Source organism: Sphaerisporangium sp. NPDC005288, assembly GCF_040607475.1.
GTDB lineage: Bacteria > Actinomycetota > Actinomycetes > Streptosporangiales > Streptosporangiaceae > Sphaerisporangium > Sphaerisporangium rhizosphaerae.
Genome location: NZ_JBEXGT010000004.1, coordinates 150966 through 169787, shown reverse-complemented (window position 1 = coordinate 169787; position 18822 = coordinate 150966). Strand labels below are relative to the sequence as shown.

Here is an 18822-nt window from a genome sequence, read left to right as displayed (position 1 = left end):
CAGCCTCCTGTAGTGCCAGCAAGGTGGTGACATCATGACCCGGGTTGTCGTGGTGGGCGATCTGATGACCGATGCGGTCGCACGCGCCCGCTACCCTCTCGCCAGGGCAAGCGACACTCCGGCCGTCGTCACCATGCACGGTGGCGGCTCCGGGGCGAACATCGCGTCCTGGCTCGCCGTCGAGGGCGCCGAGGTCGCGTTCGTCGGCCGCCGCGGCGCCGACATCACCGGCCGTAACCGTGACATGGAGCTCATGGGGTACGGCGTGGACGCCCGCCTCGTGATGGATCCCGAACGGCCGACCGGCACCTGCGTCGTGCTCGTCACCCACAAGGGCGAGCGCACCCTGCTGTCCGACCCCGGCGCCAACGCCGCGCTGTCTCCCGAAGACCTGCCGCGCGACCTGTTCGCCCAGGGCGGTCACCTGCACGTCTCGGGGTACACCCTGCTGAACGACGGCTCGCGCGACGCCGGGCTGGCCGCGCTCGACCACGCCCGCCGCGCCGGCATGTCGATCTCCATCGACTGCGCCTCGGCGGCCCCGCTCGAGCGCACCGGCGCCGAGCCGTTCCTCGAGTGGACCCACAGCGCCAAGCTGCTGTTCGCCAACGACGCCCAGGCCAAGGTGCTGACCGGCCGCGACGACCCCGCCTCCGCCGCCAAGGTGCTCACCGCCTGGTTCCCGCAGGTCGTGATCAAGGTGGGCGCCGAGGGCTCCCTGTGGTACACCAACAACCGGCCCGAGCCGGTCCGCGCGCCCGCCGATCACATCGAGCGGATCGTCGACGGCACCGGCGCGGGCGACGCCTTCACCGCGGGCTTCCTGCAGCCGTGGCTGGAGGGCAAGCAGCCGGCCGACGCGCTGGCCGCGGGCAACGCCCTGGCCGCCAAGGCCATCAGCAACCTCGGCGCCCGCCCCCGCCTCTGACCCCCGCCACGCACACCTCCGGCACCGACCATTCCCACCCCCGCCTCGGCGTCTCCTGACCGCGCCTCTGGCATCTCCGTCAGTTGGTGGTGGCGAGGGCCAGGGGCAGGACGGCCGGGGCGCCGGACTGGCGGAGCAGGGCGGCCGCGATGGTCATGGTCCACCCCGTGTCGACGCGGTCGTCCACGAGCAGCACCGGGCCGTCGGCGAGATCGGCCTCCGGCGGCGCCAGCGTGGCCCGCAGCGCGCGCACCCGCTGGGCGCTGTTGTGCTGACGGCCGGGAGGGCCCTGCCGGTAGGCCAGGGAGCCGAGGTGGCGCAGCCGGCCGATGGCGGCCAGCCGCTCACCCAGGGTGGAGACCAGCACCGGCCTGGCCGCGGACGGCATGGTCACCACCGCCACCGGGCGCTCGGCCCAGCGCCACGCGCTCAGCACCGCGACCACCGCGTCGAACACCTCGTCGGGCACCGGCCCGTCGGGCGCCCCCTCGGCCAGCAGCCGCCGCAGGACGTTGCCCCAGCCGATGTCGGTGAGCCGGCCGAGGGCGCGCCCCGGCTCGGCCGCGATCTCGGGGCGGATGCGGCCGGACAGGCCGAGCTCTTTGAGGCCCGTGGGCCACTGGCGGCGCGGCTCGACCTCCACGCCCGGGCGGTGCAGCCGCTCGCGGGCCCGGTGGACGGCGGCGGAGGCGATCTCGACCGGACGGTGCGCGCCCGTGCAGTTGTCGCAGCGGCCGCAGGGCTTGGCGGTGGCGTCGTCCAGGTGACGGCGGAGATACTCCTCGCGGCACTCGGTGGTGGAGATGTAGCCGAGCATCGCGCGTTGCTCGGCCGCCCGCTCTGCGGCGACCCGGGCGTACCTGTCGGCGTCGTACGCCCACGGCCGGCCGGTGGCCTGCCAGCCGCCCTTGACCCGTTTGACGGCGCCGTCCACGTCCAGGACCTTCAGCATCATCTCGAGCCGGTTGCGACTGAGGTCGACCCGGGTCTCCAGCGCGGCCGTGGACATCATGCCCCCTGCGGCCAGGGTGTCGAGCGTGGCTCGCACGACCGGTTCTGGGGGAAACGCCAGCGAGGCGAAATAGGCCCAGATGTCGCGGTCTTCCGGCCCGGGGAGCAGGATCACCTCGGCCCGCTCGACCCCGCGCCCGGCCCGGCCGACCTGCTGGTAGTACGCCACCGGCGACGCCGGCGCGCCGACGTGGATGACGAAGCCGAGATCGGGCTTGTCGAACCCCATGCCGAGGGCCGAGGTGGCGACCAGGGCCTTCAGCCGGTTGCCGAGCAGGGCCTGCTCGGCGGCGAGGCGTTCGGCCGGGTCGGTCTGGCCGGAGTAGGCAGCCACCTCGTGCCCCTGGTCGCGCAGGTAGGCCGCGATCTCCTGGGTGGCGGCGACGGTGAGGGTGTAGATGATGCCCGAGCCCGGCAGGTCGCGCAGCGTCTCGGCGAGCCAGGCCAGCCGCTGCTCGGCCGTGCCCAGCCGGACGACCCCGAGGTGGAGGCTGTCGCGCTCGAGCGGGCCCCGCAGCACGAGCGTGCCGCCGTCGGACGCGCCGGAAGGCGCCTGCGGCGAAGAGCCGGACGAGGCGGCGGAGAGGGCATCGGACGAGGCACCGGACACGACATCGGATGGGGCACCGGAGGCACCGGAAGGGGCGCCGGCGGAGGAGCCGGTGCCCAGTTGCTCGGCGACGTCGCGGGTGACCCGGGCGTTGGCGGTGGCGGTGGTGGCGAGCACCGGCACGCCCGGCGGGAGGTCGGCCAGCAGGGTGCGCAGCCGGCGGTAGTCAGGACGGAAGTCATGGCCCCAGTCGGAGATGCAGTGGGCCTCGTCGACGACCACCAGGCCGGCCCCGGCCGCGAGCTTCGGCAGGATGAAGTCGCGGAAGTCGGGGTTGTTGAGCCGTTCGGGGCTGACGAGCAGCACGTCGACCTCGCCGGCCTCGACCTCGGCGTGGACGGTGTCCCACTCGTCGATGTTCGCCGAGTTGATCGTGGCGGCGTGGACACCCGCCCGCTCGGCGGCGGCGATCTGGTTGCGCATCAGGGCGAGCAGGGGCGAGACGATCACCGTCGGCCCCGCGCCCCGCGCCCGCAGCAGGGCGGTCGCGATGAAGTACACCGCCGACTTTCCCCACCCGGTGCGCTGCACCACGAGCGCGCGCCGCCGATCGACGACCAGCGCCCGGATGGCGGACCACTGGTCATCGCGCAGAGCCGCGTGATCGCCCGCGAGCTCCCGCAGCTTCAGCTCGGCCTCGGCCCGCAGGCCACTGTCGTCAACCATGACTCCTTGCTATCAGGTCCGGGCGACCTTTCCGGCCGCCCGCGCCACGCCTGTGGACGACCCGCGCCCCTCAGGCGCCGTCCCCGGACGGTGGAACGGCGGTGAAGCGGCGGTGGAACGGCGGTGGCGCAGGTTGGGAGGGTGGAGGGCAAGGCGCCAGGGATCCGCGGTGCGCCGGGAGGTAAAAGGGCTTCGTGTCGCGGAGTGCCTCTGGGCTTCGGCACAATGTTCGATATGGCCCGACGGACTACCACGCCCCCGCAAGATGAGGACTTCGAGGAGCGAATCGTCGACATCGACGTTTCGACCGAGATGCGCACCAGCTACCTGGAGTACGCCTACTCCGTGATCTACCAGCGCGCCCTTCCCGACGCGCGCGACGGTCTGAAGCCGGTTCAGCGCCGCATCCTCTACTCGATGAGCGAGATGGGCCTGCGCCCCGACCGGGGGCACGTCAAGTCCTCCCGCGTCGTGGGCGACGTGATGGGCAAGCTCCACCCGCACGGCGACACCGCGATCTACGACGCGCTCGTGCGCATGGCGCAGCCGTTCTCGATGCGGCTGCCGCTGGTCGACGGCCACGGCAACTTCGGCTCGCCCGACGACCAGCCGGCCGCCATGCGGTACACCGAGGCACGCCTCGCCGCCGCGGCCATGCTCATGGTCCAGTCGATCGACGAGGACGTCGTCGACTTCAAGCCCAACTACGACGGCCAGGAGACCGAGCCGACGGTCCTGTCCAGCGCCTTCCCCAACCTCCTGGTGAACGGCGCGGCGGGCATCGCGGTCGGCATGGCGACCAACATGGCCCCGCACAACCTCGTCGAGGTCGTCGCCGCCGCCCGCCACCTGATCAAGAGGCCGGACGCCTCCCTGGACGAGCTGATGCGGTTCGTGCCGGGCCCCGACCTGCCGACCGGCGGGTCGATCATCGGCCTGGCGGGCATCCGCGACGCCTACGAGACCGGCCGCGGCACCTTCCGCATGCGGGCCAAGGCGACCATCGAGCAGGTCACCCCGCGCCGCAAGGGCATCGTCGTCACCGAACTGCCCTTCAACGTCGGCCCCGAGCGGGTCATCACCAAGATCAAGGAACTGGTGACCTCCAAGAGGCTCTCGGGCATCTCCGACCTGAAGGACCTCACCGACCGGCACAAGGGCCTGCGCCTGGTCATCGAGGTCAAGAACGGCTTCCACCCCGAGGCCGTGCTCGCCGAGCTCTACCGCCTCACCCCGATGGAAGAGACCTTCGGCATCAACAACGTGGCGTTGGTCGACGGCCAGCCCCGCACGCTGGGCCTGAAGGAGCTGCTGCAGGTCTACGTCGACCACCGCATCGAGGTGGTGCGCCGCCGCTCCACCTACCGCCGGCGCAAGCGCGAGGACCGCCTGCACCTGGTCGACGGCCTCATCATCGCCCTGCTCAACATCGACGAGGTCATCCAGGTCATCCGCTCCTCGGAGGACTCCGCCGAGGCGCGCTCGCGGCTCATGCAGATCTTCGAGCTGTCGGACATCCAGGCGAACTACATCCTCGACACGCCGCTGCGCCGCCTCACCCGCTACGACAAGCTGGAACTCGAGCGCGAGCGGCAGACCCTGCAGGACGAGATCGCCGAGCTGACCGCGATCCTGTCCTCGGAGGACCGCCTCCGCAAGGTCGTCTCCGACGAGCTGGCCGAGGTCTCCAAGACCTACGGCACCCCTCGCCGCACCGTCCTGCTGGAAGGCGGCCCGGTGACGACGCCGGGCGCCATCCCGCTGGAGGTCGCCGACGACCCGTGCCAGGTGCTGCTGTCCTCGACGGGCCTGCTGGCCCGCACCGCGGACGCCTCGCCGCTGGGGTCGGGCGACGAACGCTCTGCGCACGACGTCCTGGTCTCGGTCGTCCGCTCCACCGTGCGCGGCGAGGTGGGGGTGGTGACCTCCGCCGGCCGCCTGATCAGGGTGTCGGTGGTCGACCTGCCGACGCTGCCGCCGTCGGCGAGCCCGCCGTCGCTGTCGGGCGGCCACCCGGTCAGCGAGTACGTGACGCTGAACGCCGGCGAACTGGTCGTCGGCCTCGGCTCGCTCGACCCGGAAGGCGCGGGGCTGGCCCTGGGCACCGCGCAGGGCATGGTGAAGCGGGTCGTGCCCGAGTACCCGGCCAACCGCAACGACTTCGAGGTCATCGGCCTCAAGCCCGGCGACAGCGTGGTCGGCGCCGTCGAGCTGACCTCGGAGGAGCACGACCTGGTGTTCATCACCTCCGACGCCCAGTTGCTGCGCTACTCCGCCTCGTCGGTGCGCCCGCAGGGGCGCCCGGCCGGCGGCATGACCGGCATCCGGCTGGACGGCGGCGCGAAGGTCGTCTGGTTCGGCGTCGTCGACCCGGCGCGCGAGGCCCGCGTGGTGACCGTCGCCGGTGCGGCCACGGCGCTGCCCGGCACCGAGATCGGAGGCGCCAAGGTCTCCGACTACGCCGAGTACCCGCCCAAGGGCCGCGCCACGGGCGGCGTGCGGGCCCAGCGCTTCCTCAAGGGCGAGGACGTGCTCATCCTCGCCTGGGCGGGCCCGGCCCCGATCAAGGCCGTGTCGTCCACGGGCAAGCCGGTCGAGCTGCCGGCCGAGCTGGGACGCCGCGACGGCTCGGGCGTGCGCCTGAGCGCTCCGGTCGCCGCCATCGGCGGAGCGCTCGGCAGCGCCGCGGACGACGACCTGGACGCCTCCCCCGCCGATGGGCGGTCTCTGGACGCGGCCGAGACGCCCTGAGCGCCGGCCGCCGGACGCCCGCCGGCGGCCCGGTGAGATGAGCGTGAGGGGTTCCAGGCTCGGCCGCTCCTCGGCGTGAATCTGAGCCGGCTCGGCCGCTCCTCGGCGTGAAACCGGGGCGGCCGGGGCCGGGGCCGGGGTGGCGGTGAGCCGCGCGCCGGTCGGCCGGTGCGCGGAAGGGTCAGCCGGCGTCGCAGAGGCAGAAGGGGTGGCCCGCGGGGTCGAGGAAGACGGTGAAGTCGCCGTCGAACTCGCCGGGCTGGTGCGGGTGCTTGACGGCGCCGAGGGCGAGCACCTCGATCTCGGCCTGCTTGCGGTCGTCCACGGTGAGGTCCAGGTGCGCCTGCTGGGGATGCTCGGCGCTCGGCCAGTTGGGCGGCTGGTAGCTCTCGGCCCGCTGGAACGACAGCTTGACCTGGCCGCCGTCGCTGAGGCTGACCCACTCGTCGTCCTCGTGGGCGACCTTCCAGCCGATCACGGACGCGTAGAACTCGGCCAGCGCCCTGGGGTCTGGACAGTCGAGCACGATATTCCGCAAGCGCGCGATCTCCGCCATTGTCACTCCCGTTTCTCCGCCGTACCCGTACGGCACCAGCGAGCCCCCTACAGTGGTGTCGCCGGGCCCGGCATCTCGTTGTCACCTGTCCGGCCGGCTCGACGAAGCGCGGCCGTGATCCGCCTACCCGACGGGAGAAGGTCAAACGGCGTCCCGGGAGCGGGACCCGGCGGCGGCGAGCGAGAGAGGGACGGGATCCCGCCGATCCGGTGGGGACGAGGATGTCGGCCGGGCCGGCGCCGACAGGGATCCCGGCCGGGCCGGCGCGGACGGGGATCTCGGCCGGGCCGGTGCGGGAGAATGGCGGCATGGCCGTCACCTCGTTCATGGTGCCGCTGGGCACCCCCGCGCCTGAGTTCGACCTGCCGTCCATCGACGGTGGCCGCGTGTCGCTGGCCGGGCTCCGGCAGGCCCCGGCGACGCTGGTGGTCTTCCTGTCCAACCACTGCCCCTACGTGCGCCGCATCGAGGAGGGCATCGGCGCGCTGGCCGCCGACTACAGCGACCGGGTCACCACGGTGGCCGTCTGCAGCAACGACGTGGTGAACTACCCCGACGACGACGCCGAGCACCTGGCCGAGCAGGCCGAGCGCGCCGGTTTCGGCTTCCCCTACCTGGTCGACGAGTCGCAGGAGGTGGCCAGGGCCTACCACGCCGCCTGCACGCCGGACTTCTTCCTCTACGACGCCGGCCGCCGCCTGGCCTACCGCGGCGAGTTCGACGACGCGCGGCCGTCCAACCAGGTTCCGGTGACCGGCTCCTCGCTGCGCCGCGCCATCGACGCGGTGCTCGCCGGGCGGCCGGTCCCCGGCCCGCAGAACCCCAGCCTCGGCTGCGGCATCAAGTGGAAGCCGGGGAACGACTAGTGCGCTGTCCACGAACGTGTACCGGCTCGGGCGCCGTCCACGAACGTGTACCGGCTCGGGCGCCGTAGCAGGCGCCGGCATCGCCGTACCACGACCCGCCGACCCGGCGCCGATCACTGCGGCACGTGGCCGGGGATGGAGAGCCGCGCCCGGGGATCGTACGCGGTCACCGCACCAAGTGCGGCCCGGGGTGGAGAGCCACGCCCGGCGAACGTACGCGGTCACCGCACCAGGCGCGGCCCGGAGTGGAGAGCCACGCCCGGCGAACGTACGCGGTCACCGCACCAGGCGCGGCCCGGAGTGGAGAGCCGCGCCCGGTGAACGTCTGTGGTCACCGCACTAGCGGGCCGGGACGGGCGTCTTCAGGCCTCCGGCCCTGACTGGTGGACGACGGGCCGGACCTCCATGGCGAAGTATCGGGCGTCGGGCCAGCTCGCGGCGATCTCGACGGCGCGCTCGGGCGTCTCGCACTCGACGAGCAGGTAGCCGGCGAACTGCTCCTTGGCCTCGCTGAACGGCCCGTCGGTGATCGCCGGGACGCCGTCGCGGACGCGCACCGTCTTGCTCTGGGACGGGTCGGCCAAGGCCTCGCCGCGCAGCAGCTCGCCGGTCTCGGTCAGCTCCTTCATGATCGAGTCGACCGCGCCGAACAACGCCTCGCGGTCGGCCTCGGACAGCTCGTCGACGTAGCCGGGACGGTTATGGATCAACAGCATGTACTTCACGATCGGCTCCTTGCGGTGTGCGGCGACCCCTGCGGGGTCCGTCGTAAGGGAGTCGGAGCCGGCCCGGCCCGCTCTACGTCACCCTCGCGATTATCTTCCCGGACTTTCCCGGCGGCCCGTGCGGCCGCTCCCGCGCGAACGCCCGTGGTCAGGAGGGGGAGGGCGTGGCGCCGGCCTTGGCCGCGACGGGGATGGCCGTCAGCAGCTCCCAGGGCTCGCCGTCGTGCCAGGAGTCGATGAGCCGGGCCACGGCCTCCTGCGGCTCGAACTCGCCGCAGCCGTACGCCCCGAAGCAGCCGGCCTCCTCCAGCGCGGCGATCAGCGGGTCGTCGTCGGGAAGGGACTGCGTGTAGGACGCGGCGTCGAGCAGGGCGAGCGCGCAGCGCGCGTTCCAGCCGCCGTCCCGGGCCTGCACCCGGTCGAGCCGCCACCTGGCCCGCGCACGTAGATGGCCTGCGAGCGAATCGGTCGTCCCCACCACGAACCCTCTCCACGATCTTCACTAAGAGTGGGAACATCATCACCCATCGTGACGCGTGATCGTGGGATCTTTACGAACCCTCGTATCGGGCCCCCCGGAGGTATTCGCCGAACCGACATCCGGGAATATGGGCATCATGACGGAAGCCTTCGACGATCTGCTCACCGCCAACGAGGATTTCGCCAGATCCTTCCAGCAGGCGGACCTGACCGGTCAGGCCAGGCGCGGGCTGGCCGTGGTCACCTGCATGGACTCACGGATCGACCCGCTCAAGCTGCTCGGCCTGTCGGCCGGCGACGCCAAGATCCTGCGCAACGCCGGGGCGCGCGTGACCGAGGACGTCCTGCGGACGCTCGTGCTCGCGGTGTACCTGCTCGGGGTCGATCGCGTGCTGGTGATGCCGCACACCGACTGCCGGATGGCCAAGTCGACCGACGAGGACGTCCACGAGCTGATCAGCCGCCAGTACGGCGTGGACACCCGCAGCCTGGAGTTCCACACCGTCCCCGACCAGGACGCCGCGCTGCGGCGTGACATGGTGCGCATCCGCACCTACCCCTACCTGCCCGACCGCCTGGCCGTCGGCGGAGCGGTGTACGACGTCCACACCGGCAAGCTGATGCCGGTCGAACTCTGACCCCTGCCCGCACCGCCCGCATACCGTGAAGGCCGGGATCTCTCCCGGCCTTCACCTCAGCAATGGCGATCTCGTGAGCGCAGGCACCAGGCCGGCGCCCGCGCGCCCTGAACGGGCCGCACGCCCCGCCACCCCCGAGGAGCCGCAGGCGTCAGGCGTCGATGGCGTCGCGGTCGACCTCGGCGGCGCTGCTGACGATGAACTCGCGGCGGGGCGCCACGTCGCTGCCCATGAGCAGCGAGAAGATCTGCTCGGCCGCCTCGACGTCCTCGATGCGGACCCGGCGCAGGGTGCGGTGGCGCGGCTCCATGGTGGTCTCGGCCAGCTGGTCGGCGTCCATCTCGCCCAGGCCCTTGTAGCGCTGGATGGGGTCCTTCCAGCGCTTGCCCCGCCGATCGAGGTCGCGCAGGGTGCGGTGCAGCTCGGCGTCGGAGTAGGTGTAGAGGTACTTCTCCTTGCCCTTGCCCGGGTTGGTGATCTCGATGCGGTGCAGGGGCGGCACGGCGGCGAAGACGCGCCCGGCCTCGACCATCGGCCGCATGTAGCGGTGGAACAGCGTCAGCAGCAGGCAGCGGATGTGCGCGCCGTCCACGTCGGCGTCGGCCATGAGGATGACCTTGCCGTAGCGGGCGGCGTCGAGGTCGAAGCCCCGGCCGGAGCCGGCGCCGATCACCTGGATGATCGCGGCGCACTCGGCGTTCTTGAGCATGTCGGCCACCGAGGCCTTCTGCACGTTCAGGATCTTGCCGCGGATGGGCAGCAGCGCCTGGAACTCCGAGTCGCGGGCCGCGCGGGCGGTGCCGAGGGCGGAGTCGCCCTCGACGATGAACAGCTCGCTGCGGTCGACGTCGTCGCTGCGGCAGTCGACCAGCTTGGCGGGCAGCGCGGAGTTCTCCAGGGCGCTCTTGCGGCGCTGGTTGTCGCGGTGCTCGCGGGCGGCGATGCGGGCCTTGGCGGCCGCGACGATCTTCTCCAGGACGGCCCTGAGCTGGAGCTTGTTGGCCTTCCTGGTGCTGGCGAACAGCTCTTTGAGCTCCCGAGAGACCACGTGGGCGACGATGCGGCTCGCCGCGGAGGTGCCGAGGACCTCCTTGGTCTGGCCCTCGAACTGCGGCTCGGGCACGCGCACGGTGACCACGGCGGTGAGGCCCTCGAGGAGGTCCTCCTTGGTCACCGGGTCGTCGCCGTTCTTGAGCAGGCGGGTCTCTCTGAGCTGCTCGTTGATCGTGCGGTGCAGGGCGCGCTCGAACCCGCTGATGTGGGTGCCGCCCTTGGGCGTGGCGATGACGTTCACGAAGGAGCGCACGGTCGTCTCGTAGCCCTTGCCCCAGCGGACGGCGACGTCGACGGTCAGCTCGCGCTCGACCTCGGTGGAGGTCATGTGGCCCTGCTCGTCCAGCACGGGCACGGTCTCGTGGAAGTGGCCGACGCCCTGCAGTCGCATGACGTCGCAGACGGCCTCGTCGCGGGCCAGGAACTCGGTGAACTCGGAGATGCCGCCGTCGAAGCGGAACTCCTCGTCCAGCGGCTCCTCGCCCCGGCTGTCGCGCACGGCGATGGTGAGGCCGGGGACCAGGAAGGCGGTCTGCCGGGCGCGGACGTGGATCTCGTCCAGCGAGACCTCGGCCTCGGGCAGGAAGATCTGCTTGTCGACCCACCAGCGCACGCGCGTGCCGGTGGCCTTGCGGCCCAGCGCGCCGCCGTCGCGCAGGCCGGACTTCTTCTTGAACTTGGCGCCCGGCCCCTCGCCGTCGAACACGCCCGGCACGCCGCGCCGGAAGCTGATCTCGTGGACGCGCCCGTCGCGGTCGACCTCGACGTCCAGCCGGGCGGACAGGGCGTTGACCACCGAGGCGCCGACGCCGTGCAGGCCGCCGGAGGCCGCGTAGGAGCCGCCGCCGAACTTGCCGCCGGCGTGGAGCTTGGTGTAGACGAGCTCGACGCCGGCCAGGCCGCTCTTGGGCTCTATGTCGACCGGGATGCCCCGGCCGTCGTCGCGGACCTCGATGGAGCCGTCGGGGAACAGCTCGACCTCGATGCGCTTGCAGTAGCCGGCGAGAGCCTCGTCGACGGCGTTGTCCACGATCTCCCAGAGGCAGTGCATGAGACCGCGGCTGTCAGTGGACCCGATGTACATTCCGGGGCGCTTACGGACGGCCTCCAGGCCCTCCAGCACCGACAGATGACGGGCCGTGTAACCCGTCTCCGTGCTGACTGCGGTCACTCCCACTCCCACCGAGCATCGAACATGTGTGCGTAGCCTACCGTTTCCGATGGTCCACCGTGCCTAAGCGTGCCACCAACAGGGGGTTCTGCGTCAGGCGGCGGCCGATTCACGTCACTTAACGACACATTCTGCTCTCGGCGTATCCGGAAGGCGATTGGGAACGTCCGCATCGGGTTAGATGTTGAGCCAAGTGACTGACGCCAAATCCCCACGTCAGTGGGGTGACCCGAAAGGCGATACGTGACTGGAGCTCTCGCCCCCACCAAGCCGCTGACCGCCATCGACCGATGCGACCGGTGCGGCGCCCAGGCGTACATCCGCGCGTCCCTCCCCATGGGCGGGGAGCTACTGTTCTGCGCCCACCACGGGCGTCGGCACGTTGCGGCTCTGCGCGACAAGGGCGCCGACATCCAGGACGAGTCGGCGCGTCTCAGCGAAACCCCTACGAACACCAGCGAGCGGTGAGCTCAGGCCCGTCGCTCTGACCCAGATAACCGAGCACAACCTCATAACGGTGAACCGTGAACGCGGCGATCCGAGGAGGCGTCCCCCCGGACGCCTCCTCGGCCTCGCCGCGTCGCGCTGTCAGGGCCCGCGCGCCGGTGCTACCTCACGCGATAGTGGTAGCGCCCCGCCGGCGTGAAGCCCTCGGCGGCGTACATGGCCATGGCCGTGGTGTTGCGCCACAGGACGACCAGGTAGGCCCCGGTCGCCCCGCGCGCGCGTCCGTGCGCCAGCAGGCCGCGCAGCACGCCGCGCCCGAGGCCCCGCCGCCGGGCGGCGGGCACCGTCGCCATGCAGTAGATCCCCAGCATGCCGTCCTTGAGCACTGATCGGCCGACGGCGAGCGGCGCGCCGCCCTCGTGCACGGCGGCGTAGCTCGCGGGCACCCCGCGGACGATGCGCTCGGCGGTCGCGAGGCCCCTGTCGAACCTGCCGTCGACCTCCCACCAGGTGGTCAGCCAGCCGGGCCCGGGCTCGTCCGTGATCGTCACCGGGTGGGCGGCCGGCGGGGTCGCACCGTCCAGCGGGGCGGTCATGTAGGCGGCCTCGTCCACCAGGCGGTAGCCGCGCCCGGCGAGGTGGCCGTCCAGCCATGACGGCGCGCGCGGGCCCACGGAGAACACGCACGGCAGCCCCCGGGCGGCGTAGAACCTCTCGGCCGCGTCGAGAGCCTTGTCCGGATCGTCCGGCTCTCCCCATGGCAGCACGGAGTTGGCGCGTTTGGTCACGCCGTCCGCCGCGCGCAGGATCCAGTCGCCGACCACCTCCTGGTGCGTCGCCGGCCAGGCATGGTGCACAAGAGCCTCGATGTCCGCACATTCCTCGTTCATCAGCGCAGACTCTAGCCGATCTTCCCGCCTCCCGGCCGGGCCGCAGGAGGCCGCGCGACCCGGCTGACCTGCGGAGGCTAGGATCGGGAGCCGTGCTCATCCTGCTGCCGCCCTCCGAGGGAAAGGCCGCCCGCGGCACCGGGCGCCCCCTGGACCTCGGCGCCCTGTCCTTCCCCGAGCTGACCTCGGCCCGCGAGAAGGCCCTCGACGCGCTCGACGCGCTGGTCAGTGGCCCGCAGGAGGAGGCGATGACGGTGCTCGGCCTGTCCCCCGGCCAGGCCGGCGAGCTGGGCAGGAACCTCGCCCTGCGCACCGCCCCCGCCCTGCCGGCCTCCAAGCTCTACACCGGCGTGCTGTACGACAATCTCGGCCTGGCGACGCTGGACGCCCGGGCGCGCCGCCGCGCCGGCAGCCGGATCATCGTGTTCTCGGGGCTGTGGGGCGCCCTACGGCTCGGCGACCGCGTGCCGCCCTACCGCCTGTCCATGGGTGTGCGGCTGCCTCCCCTGGGCGGCCTGGCGGCCCACTGGCGCCCGAGCCTGCGCGAGGCCCTGGACGGGGGGAAGGGCCTGATCGTCGATCTGCGGTCCTCGACCTACGCGCAGGCGTGGCAGCCCGGCTCGCGCGCGGTCACGGTGCGCGTACTGCGCGAGTCGGGCGGGTCGCGCACGGTGGTCAGCCACATGGCCAAGGCCACGCGCGGCGCGGTCGCCCGCTCGCTGGTGGAGTCCGCCGCCGACCCGCGCACACCGGGCGAGCTGGCCGACCTGCTGACCGGCCTCGGGCACACCATCGAGCTGGGCGCCGCGCCCTCGCGGGGGCGGCCCTGGACCATGGACGTCGTTATCCGTTCGTGATCACATTCAGCCGCGAGCACGCCTTGTGGAACTCCCTGGCCGGGTCGCCCAGATGTGACCACGGCATGTCGCTGAAGCGGCCACCGGTGCGCGACAGGTGGCCCCTGGCGGGCCGGCGCATCTCCGCCAGGTAGAAGGCGGCCCCGAACGCGTTGTGCGCCTCCACGGCCCGCGGATGCGGCCGCGAGCCCCTGCCGTCGTGCCAGCGCCCGGACGCCGCGCTGATCTCCCGCTGCACGTCGAAGGTGCCCCACGCGCGCGACCGTCCCGAGCGCTCCCCCGCGACGTGCTCGAAGTGGGCCAGCGGCAGCAGGGCCCAGAGCGGGTCGCCGACCGGCGCGAACTGCCCCGCGCCGCGGGCGAACTCGAACATCTCCTGGCTGGTGCCGCCCCACCCGGGCGACAGCGTCATCAGCCGGACGACGTGGGCGGCGTACAGCGAGGGATGACGGCGCCAGGCCTCGGCCCACAGGGAGTCCTTCTCCTCCCTCGGGCTCTCCAGGGCCAGCGCCATCCACAGCAGGCAGGTCCAGGGCACGGGGTCGCCCGGCAGCAGCTGGGCCGCCGCCAGCAGCGGGGCCCGCGCCGACTCCATCGCCTGGTGGAAGGTGCGCAGGCGGCCGGCCTGCACCGCCCGCGCCCGCACGTCGGGCTTGATCTCCCATGCCTCCTCGACGCGCGCGCGGCCGAGCCACAGCCACAGGTCGGGGTTGACCCGATCTCGCTCGAGCAGGGCCTCGATGCCGCCCGTGACTCCCACGGCGGCCTTGGCCAGCGCCTCCACGCGCAGCGCGCGCAACTCCGGATCCGCCCGGGTCGCGACCAGCGCGGGGATGGCGGGTTCCAGGAATCCACGTCCGAGAGCGGCCACCGCGTCGTCCAGCACGGTGTCCGCCCAGGGACGGCCTGCGATCAGTCGTGGCCCCCGAGCACGCGCCCGATCCACTTCGATCACACCCATGCCGCGTGAGCCTAGAAGCCGTCGAGACGTTGCTCACTACCGGCATGTTACGGATGCGTTAAGCACGCCTCACCGGATCCGGGCACAGAACGGCCCCCGCCCGGTGACCGGGCGGGGGCCGTTCGGCGGGTCAGTCGAGGTAGTCGCGCAGGACCTGCGAGCGCGACGGGTGGCGCAGCTTCGACATGGTCTTGGACTCGATCTGGCGGATGCGCTCGCGCGTCACCCCGTAGACCTTGCCGATCTCGTCCAGCGTCTTGGGCTGGCCGTCGGTCAGGCCGAACCGCATGGAGACCACGCCCGCCTCGCGCTCGGACAGCGTGTCGAGCACCGAGTGGAGCTGCTCCTGCAGCAGGGTGAAGCTCACCGCGTCCGCGGGGACGATCGCCTCGGAGTCCTCGATGAGGTCGCCGAACTCGCTGTCGCCCTCCTCGCCGAGGGGGGTGTGCAGGGAGATCGGCTCGCGCCCGTACTTCTGGACCTCGACGACCTTCTCAGGGGTCATGTCCAGCTCGCGGGCGAGCTCCTCGGGGGTGGGCTCGCGGCCGAGATCCTGCAGCATCTGCCGCTGGACCCGGGCCAGCTTGTTGATCACTTCGACCATGTGCACCGGAATGCGGATGGTGCGCGCCTGGTCGGCCATGGCGCGGGTGATCGCCTGGCGGATCCACCACGTGGCGTAGGTGGAGAACTTGTAGCCCTTGGTGTAGTCGAACTTCTCCACCGCGCGGATCAGGCCCAGGTTGCCCTCCTGGATGAGGTCCAGGAAGAGCATGCCGCGGCCGGTGTAGCGCTTGGCCAGCGAGACCACCAGGCGGAGGTTGGCCTCCAGCAGGTGGTTCTTGGCGCGGCGGCCGTCCTCGGCGATCCACTCGAGCTCGGCGCGGACGTCGACGGGCAGGCGCTCGCCGTCGTTGGCAAGCTGCTCCTCGGCGAACAGGCCGGCCTCGATGCGCTTGGCGAGCTCGACCTCCTGCTCGGCGTTCAGCAGGGGGACCTTGCCGATCTGCTTGAGGTAGTCCTTCACCGGGTCGGCGGTGGCCCCGGCGGCGGCGACCTGCGCGACCGGCGCGTCGTCGTCGTCATCGGAGAGGATCAGCACCTCGTCGTCGCTCTGGACCTCGGCGCCGGCCTTGGGCTCCTCTTCGACCTCGGCCTCCGGCTCGGCCTCTACCTCGGCTTCCGCCTCGGTCTCGGCGTCGGCTTCCGCCTCGGGCTCGGCCTCGGCGTCCACCTCCACGTCGATGTCGAAGTCCTCCAGTTCGAGGTCGCCCTCGATGTCGAGGTCCTCGTCATCCTCGGAGGCGACCTTGGGCTTGGTTTCGATCTTGGGCGATGGCGACGCGGGCACGGCGACCTCCGGCTTGGCCTTCTTGGCGAGGGCTGCAGGGGTTGCGACCTTGGCGGGAGCGTCAGGGGCGGGTGCGGCCTTCTTCGCCGGCGCGGCCTTCTTGGCCACGGGCTTCTTGGCGACCGGATTCTCACCGGTCGCCGCGGCCTCGCCCCCGGCACCGCTCACCACGGCCGTGACGGTATCGGGCTGCTCCTTGGCCGCCGCGGTGGCGGTCTTGGTCTTCTTGACGGGGGCGGCGGTGCGACGCTTGGCCGGGCCACGAGACTTCTTGGGCGCCGCCGAGTCCGCAGCGGTCACCACGACGGTCACACCCTCTTTGCTGAGGTTCCGCAGGAACACCGCGGCGTGCGACATCGGGATGTCCGCCTCCTCGAAGGCCTTGCGGACATCCTCAGACTCGAGGAAACCCTGCGAGCGCCCACGCTCGATGAGCCGCTGAATGACGGGCTCGTTCAGCTCAGACGGCTTCGAGCGAGTCGAACTTGCAGGCGACACGAACACCTCTCGAACGAACGCATGGTGAGAATGGACCCAGGTGCCCGCTAGGGGCTCTTGCTTCTTTTCGGTGGTGGGCCGTGCGAACCGCGACGTGCCTGTCCAGCATTGTGGCATGACCCCGCAGTCCATACGGCCGCCTCACAGCGGTTGCCCTCCACCCTAGGCCGACCGGAACAGTAGTGCGTACGGAAGCGGGTCACCGATACCCGAAAGCAACCCTTATGACTGTTTCATTCAGTCACTCTTTGTGGCGGCCGGCACGTGGACGGCGAGCACTGTGACGTCATCGTCCTGCTCATACCCCGCCAGCATGCGATCCACCAGGAAGTCAAGCAACATGTGCGGATTTCCTAGGACTTCGGGGGGCGCTTCGGCCACCACCGACGAAAGTTCCGCGAGTCCCGCGTCCAGCCCGCGCTTGCGGTTCTCCACGAGCCCGTCGGAGTAGAGCACCGCGGTGTGCCCCGGCGGCACGCAGAACCGGAACTGCTTGCGGGTGGTGGGCCAGCCGAGCGGCGTGCCGGGCTCGCCGTCGGACAGCACGGCGGTGCCCTGCGGGGACACCAGCAGGGGCGGCGGGTGGCCGGCCAGCGCGAGGGTGCCCTCGCCGGTGGCGGGCTCGACGACCATGTACGCCAGGGTGGTGACCTGCTCTTCCTCCTCGGTGGCGTCGAAGACGCGGTCAAGGCCGGTGAGCACGGCCGCGGGCGGCGGGTTGGTGAGGGCCAGGGCGCGCATGGCGTTGCGGATGCGGCCCATGCCGGCCGCGGCCTTGACGCCCTCGCCCATGACGTCGCCGACGACGGCCGCGACCCGGGCGTCCTGCAGGACGAACGCGTCGTACCAGTCGCCGCCGACCTGGACGTGCCTGCTGCCGGAGCGGAACCGCTGGGCCAGCACCAGGCCGGGGATCACCGGCAGCCGGTCGGGCAGCAGGCTGCGCTGGAGGGTCTCGGCGGTGCGGTGCTCGCGCTCGAACAGCGTGGCGCGCTCGACCGCCAGGGCGCACTGCCCGGCCAGGGCCTCCAGGAAGACGCCGTCCTCCTGGGAGATCTTCTGCGGGCGGGTGAAGGCGAACCTGAGCGCGCCGAGGGCCCGCCCGGCGGCCAGCAGCGGAAGACCGACCCAGGCCCGCTCGTCGCTGCCGGCGAGGAACCCGTCGATGACCGCCTCGTCGGCGCCGGCCTCCACGAGCTGGGCCTTCAGGCTCTCGGGCGACTCGGCGAACACCGGCCTGCGGCTGTTGACGGCCATGGTCATCAGGCTGGACTGGGAGAGCGGGATCTCCTCGCCCGTGCCGCCCGGAACATCGGCCACGCCGCCGTTGTTGGTGAGCTTGAGCGCGGCCCGGTCGGTGTCGAGCAGCGCGACCGAGGACTTGTCGGCGGCCAGGGCGGTGCGGCCGACGTCGATGATGACCTGGACGACCTGCTCGACCGTGAGCGCCTCGGCGAGCTGGGCGGTGGCGCCCTGCAGGCGTGCGGTGCGCAGGGCGGCGGCGCCGAGCTGGTCGGTCAGCCGACCCCGCATCTCCTCGGCCTCGCGCTGCGGCGTCACGTCGCTGTTGGCGCCCACCCACTCGACGACCCGGCCGTGCCGGATGATCGGGACGGCGCGCACCTCGAAGTGGCGGTAGCCGCTGGCCCGGGTGCGGACGCGGTAGCTCCACTCGAACAGCGTGCGGCCGCGCAGGGCCTCGCGCCAGGCCTCCTCGGCGGCCGGGCGGTCGTCGGGATGGACGGCCTCCAGCCAGCCGTAGGCGAGGTACTCCTCCAGGCTCTGGCCGGTGATGGCCCGCCACTGCGGGGCGTCGTCGACGACGGCTCCGGTGGGCGAGGCGATCCACACGAGCTGCTGCTGGGACTCCACCAGCGAGCGGTAGCGCTCCTCGCTGCGGCGCAGCTCCTCCTCGGCGAGCTGGCGCTCGGTGACGTCCACGCCGAACATCGCGACCCCGGCGAGCGCCCCCTTGTCGCCGTGGATCGGGTAGAACGACAGGCTCCAGTGGCGGAGCTCACCGGTGGCCGACATGCTGCGGTAGCGCTGGTCGTCGTGGACGACGGCGCGGTGCTCCTGGACGACCCTGCGCAGGGCGGCCTCGATGAGGGCCGACAGGTCGGCGGCGACGATCTCGGACGCCAACCGGCCGACGTGCTCCTCGGCGGCCACGCCGCTGGCGTCGGCGAAACTCTGGTTGACCCGCTGGATCCTGCCGGTGGCGTCGAAGAACGCGAAAGCGAACGGGGCCTCCGCCAGCAGGCCTGCGAACAGGGCGGGGTCTGAGATGTCCACACCCGACTCCCGGGGACGGGGCACGGAGGTTTCGGCGCTCATGGTCGGCACCTCCGTCGCGTGCCAGG

General features: G+C 72.0%; 15 protein-coding genes. 6 read left to right on the top strand and 9 right to left on the bottom strand.

Features of this window, described 5'->3' with window-relative positions; all coding sequences use genetic code 11:
• The first annotated feature begins 34 nt into the window (after positions 1 to 34).
• On the top strand, positions 35 to 928 hold the full coding sequence (locus ABZU32_RS05860) for a sugar kinase (RefSeq protein ID WP_354917677.1): 894 nt from the start codon (positions 35 to 37) through the stop codon (positions 926 to 928).
• A gap of 79 nt (positions 929 to 1007) precedes the next feature.
• Here ABZU32_RS05860 and ABZU32_RS05855 read toward each other — a convergent pair whose 3' ends face one another.
• On the bottom strand, positions 1008 to 3215 hold the full coding sequence (locus ABZU32_RS05855) for a DEAD/DEAH box helicase (RefSeq protein WP_354917674.1): 2208 nt from the start codon (positions 3213 to 3215) through the stop codon (positions 1008 to 1010).
• A 234-nt stretch (positions 3216 to 3449) separates the two neighbouring features.
• Here ABZU32_RS05855 and ABZU32_RS05850 point away from each other — a divergent pair, with 234 nt between their 5' ends.
• Positions 3450 to 5966 (top strand): DNA topoisomerase IV subunit A, encoded by a 2517-nt coding sequence (locus ABZU32_RS05850; protein WP_354917671.1) that lies wholly within the window; start codon positions 3450 to 3452, stop codon positions 5964 to 5966.
• 181 nt (positions 5967 to 6147) lie between these two features.
• Here the strand turns inward: ABZU32_RS05850 and ABZU32_RS05845 are convergent, their stop codons facing one another.
• Positions 6148 to 6492, bottom strand: coding sequence for a VOC family protein (locus ABZU32_RS05845; protein WP_354917668.1), 345 nt, complete (start codon positions 6490 to 6492; stop codon positions 6148 to 6150).
• Between the two features lie 338 nt (positions 6493 to 6830).
• Between ABZU32_RS05845 and ABZU32_RS05840 the strand changes: the two genes are divergently transcribed.
• Positions 6831 to 7388, top strand: a complete 558-nt coding sequence (locus ABZU32_RS05840; RefSeq protein WP_354917665.1) for a thioredoxin family protein — start codon at positions 6831 to 6833, stop codon at positions 7386 to 7388.
• Between the two features lie 362 nt (positions 7389 to 7750).
• Here the strand turns inward: ABZU32_RS05840 and ABZU32_RS05835 are convergent, their stop codons facing one another.
• Positions 7751 to 8104 (bottom strand): YciI family protein, encoded by a 354-nt coding sequence (locus tag ABZU32_RS05835; RefSeq protein ID WP_354850029.1) that lies wholly within the window; start codon positions 8102 to 8104, stop codon positions 7751 to 7753.
• 157 nt (positions 8105 to 8261) lie between these two features.
• Positions 8262 to 8591: a hypothetical protein gene (locus tag ABZU32_RS05830; RefSeq protein WP_354850010.1), complete on the bottom strand. Its 330-nt coding sequence runs from the start codon at positions 8589 to 8591 to the stop codon at positions 8262 to 8264.
• A gap of 139 nt (positions 8592 to 8730) precedes the next feature.
• On the opposite strand from ABZU32_RS05830, the gene ABZU32_RS05825 reads away from it, so the two are divergent.
• A complete protein-coding gene (locus tag ABZU32_RS05825; RefSeq protein WP_354850007.1) occupies positions 8731 to 9231 on the top strand; it encodes a carbonic anhydrase in 501 nt (166 codons plus the stop codon).
• A 151-nt stretch (positions 9232 to 9382) separates the two neighbouring features.
• Here the strand turns inward: ABZU32_RS05825 and ABZU32_RS05820 are convergent, their stop codons facing one another.
• Positions 9383 to 11455: a DNA topoisomerase IV subunit B gene (locus ABZU32_RS05820; RefSeq protein ID WP_354850004.1), complete on the bottom strand. Its 2073-nt coding sequence runs from the start codon at positions 11453 to 11455 to the stop codon at positions 9383 to 9385.
• Between the two features lie 243 nt (positions 11456 to 11698).
• Between ABZU32_RS05820 and ABZU32_RS05815 the strand changes: the two genes are divergently transcribed.
• Positions 11699 to 11923: a hypothetical protein gene (locus ABZU32_RS05815; RefSeq protein WP_354850001.1), complete on the top strand. Its 225-nt coding sequence runs from the start codon at positions 11699 to 11701 to the stop codon at positions 11921 to 11923.
• Between the two features lie 140 nt (positions 11924 to 12063).
• On the opposite strand, the gene ABZU32_RS05810 is transcribed toward ABZU32_RS05815, so the two are convergent.
• On the bottom strand, positions 12064 to 12792 hold the full coding sequence (locus ABZU32_RS05810; protein ID WP_354917662.1) for a GNAT family N-acetyltransferase: 729 nt from the start codon (positions 12790 to 12792) through the stop codon (positions 12064 to 12066).
• 92 nt (positions 12793 to 12884) lie between these two features.
• Between ABZU32_RS05810 and yaaA the strand changes: the two genes are divergently transcribed.
• Positions 12885 to 13649, top strand: a complete 765-nt coding sequence (gene yaaA, locus ABZU32_RS05805; RefSeq protein ID WP_354849995.1) for a peroxide stress protein YaaA — start codon at positions 12885 to 12887, stop codon at positions 13647 to 13649.
• Here yaaA and ABZU32_RS05800 read toward each other — a convergent pair.
• From ABZU32_RS05800 to ABZU32_RS05790, 3 genes are all read right to left on the bottom strand, one after another.
• Positions 13636 to 14610, bottom strand: coding sequence for a hypothetical protein (locus ABZU32_RS05800; protein ID WP_354917659.1), 975 nt, complete (start codon positions 14608 to 14610; stop codon positions 13636 to 13638). The two genes, yaaA and ABZU32_RS05800, sit on opposite strands and share 14 nt — an antisense overlap.
• 130 nt (positions 14611 to 14740) lie before the next feature.
• Positions 14741 to 16459, bottom strand: a complete 1719-nt coding sequence (locus ABZU32_RS05795; RefSeq protein WP_354917656.1) for an RNA polymerase sigma factor — start codon at positions 16457 to 16459, stop codon at positions 14741 to 14743.
• A gap of 237 nt (positions 16460 to 16696) precedes the next feature.
• The gene (locus ABZU32_RS05790; protein ID WP_354917653.1) at positions 16697 to 18796 is read right to left on the bottom strand and encodes a SpoIIE family protein phosphatase; all 2100 of its coding nucleotides are present in this window, start codon (positions 18794 to 18796) and stop codon (positions 16697 to 16699) included.
• Positions 18797 to 18822 lie beyond the last annotated feature (26 nt).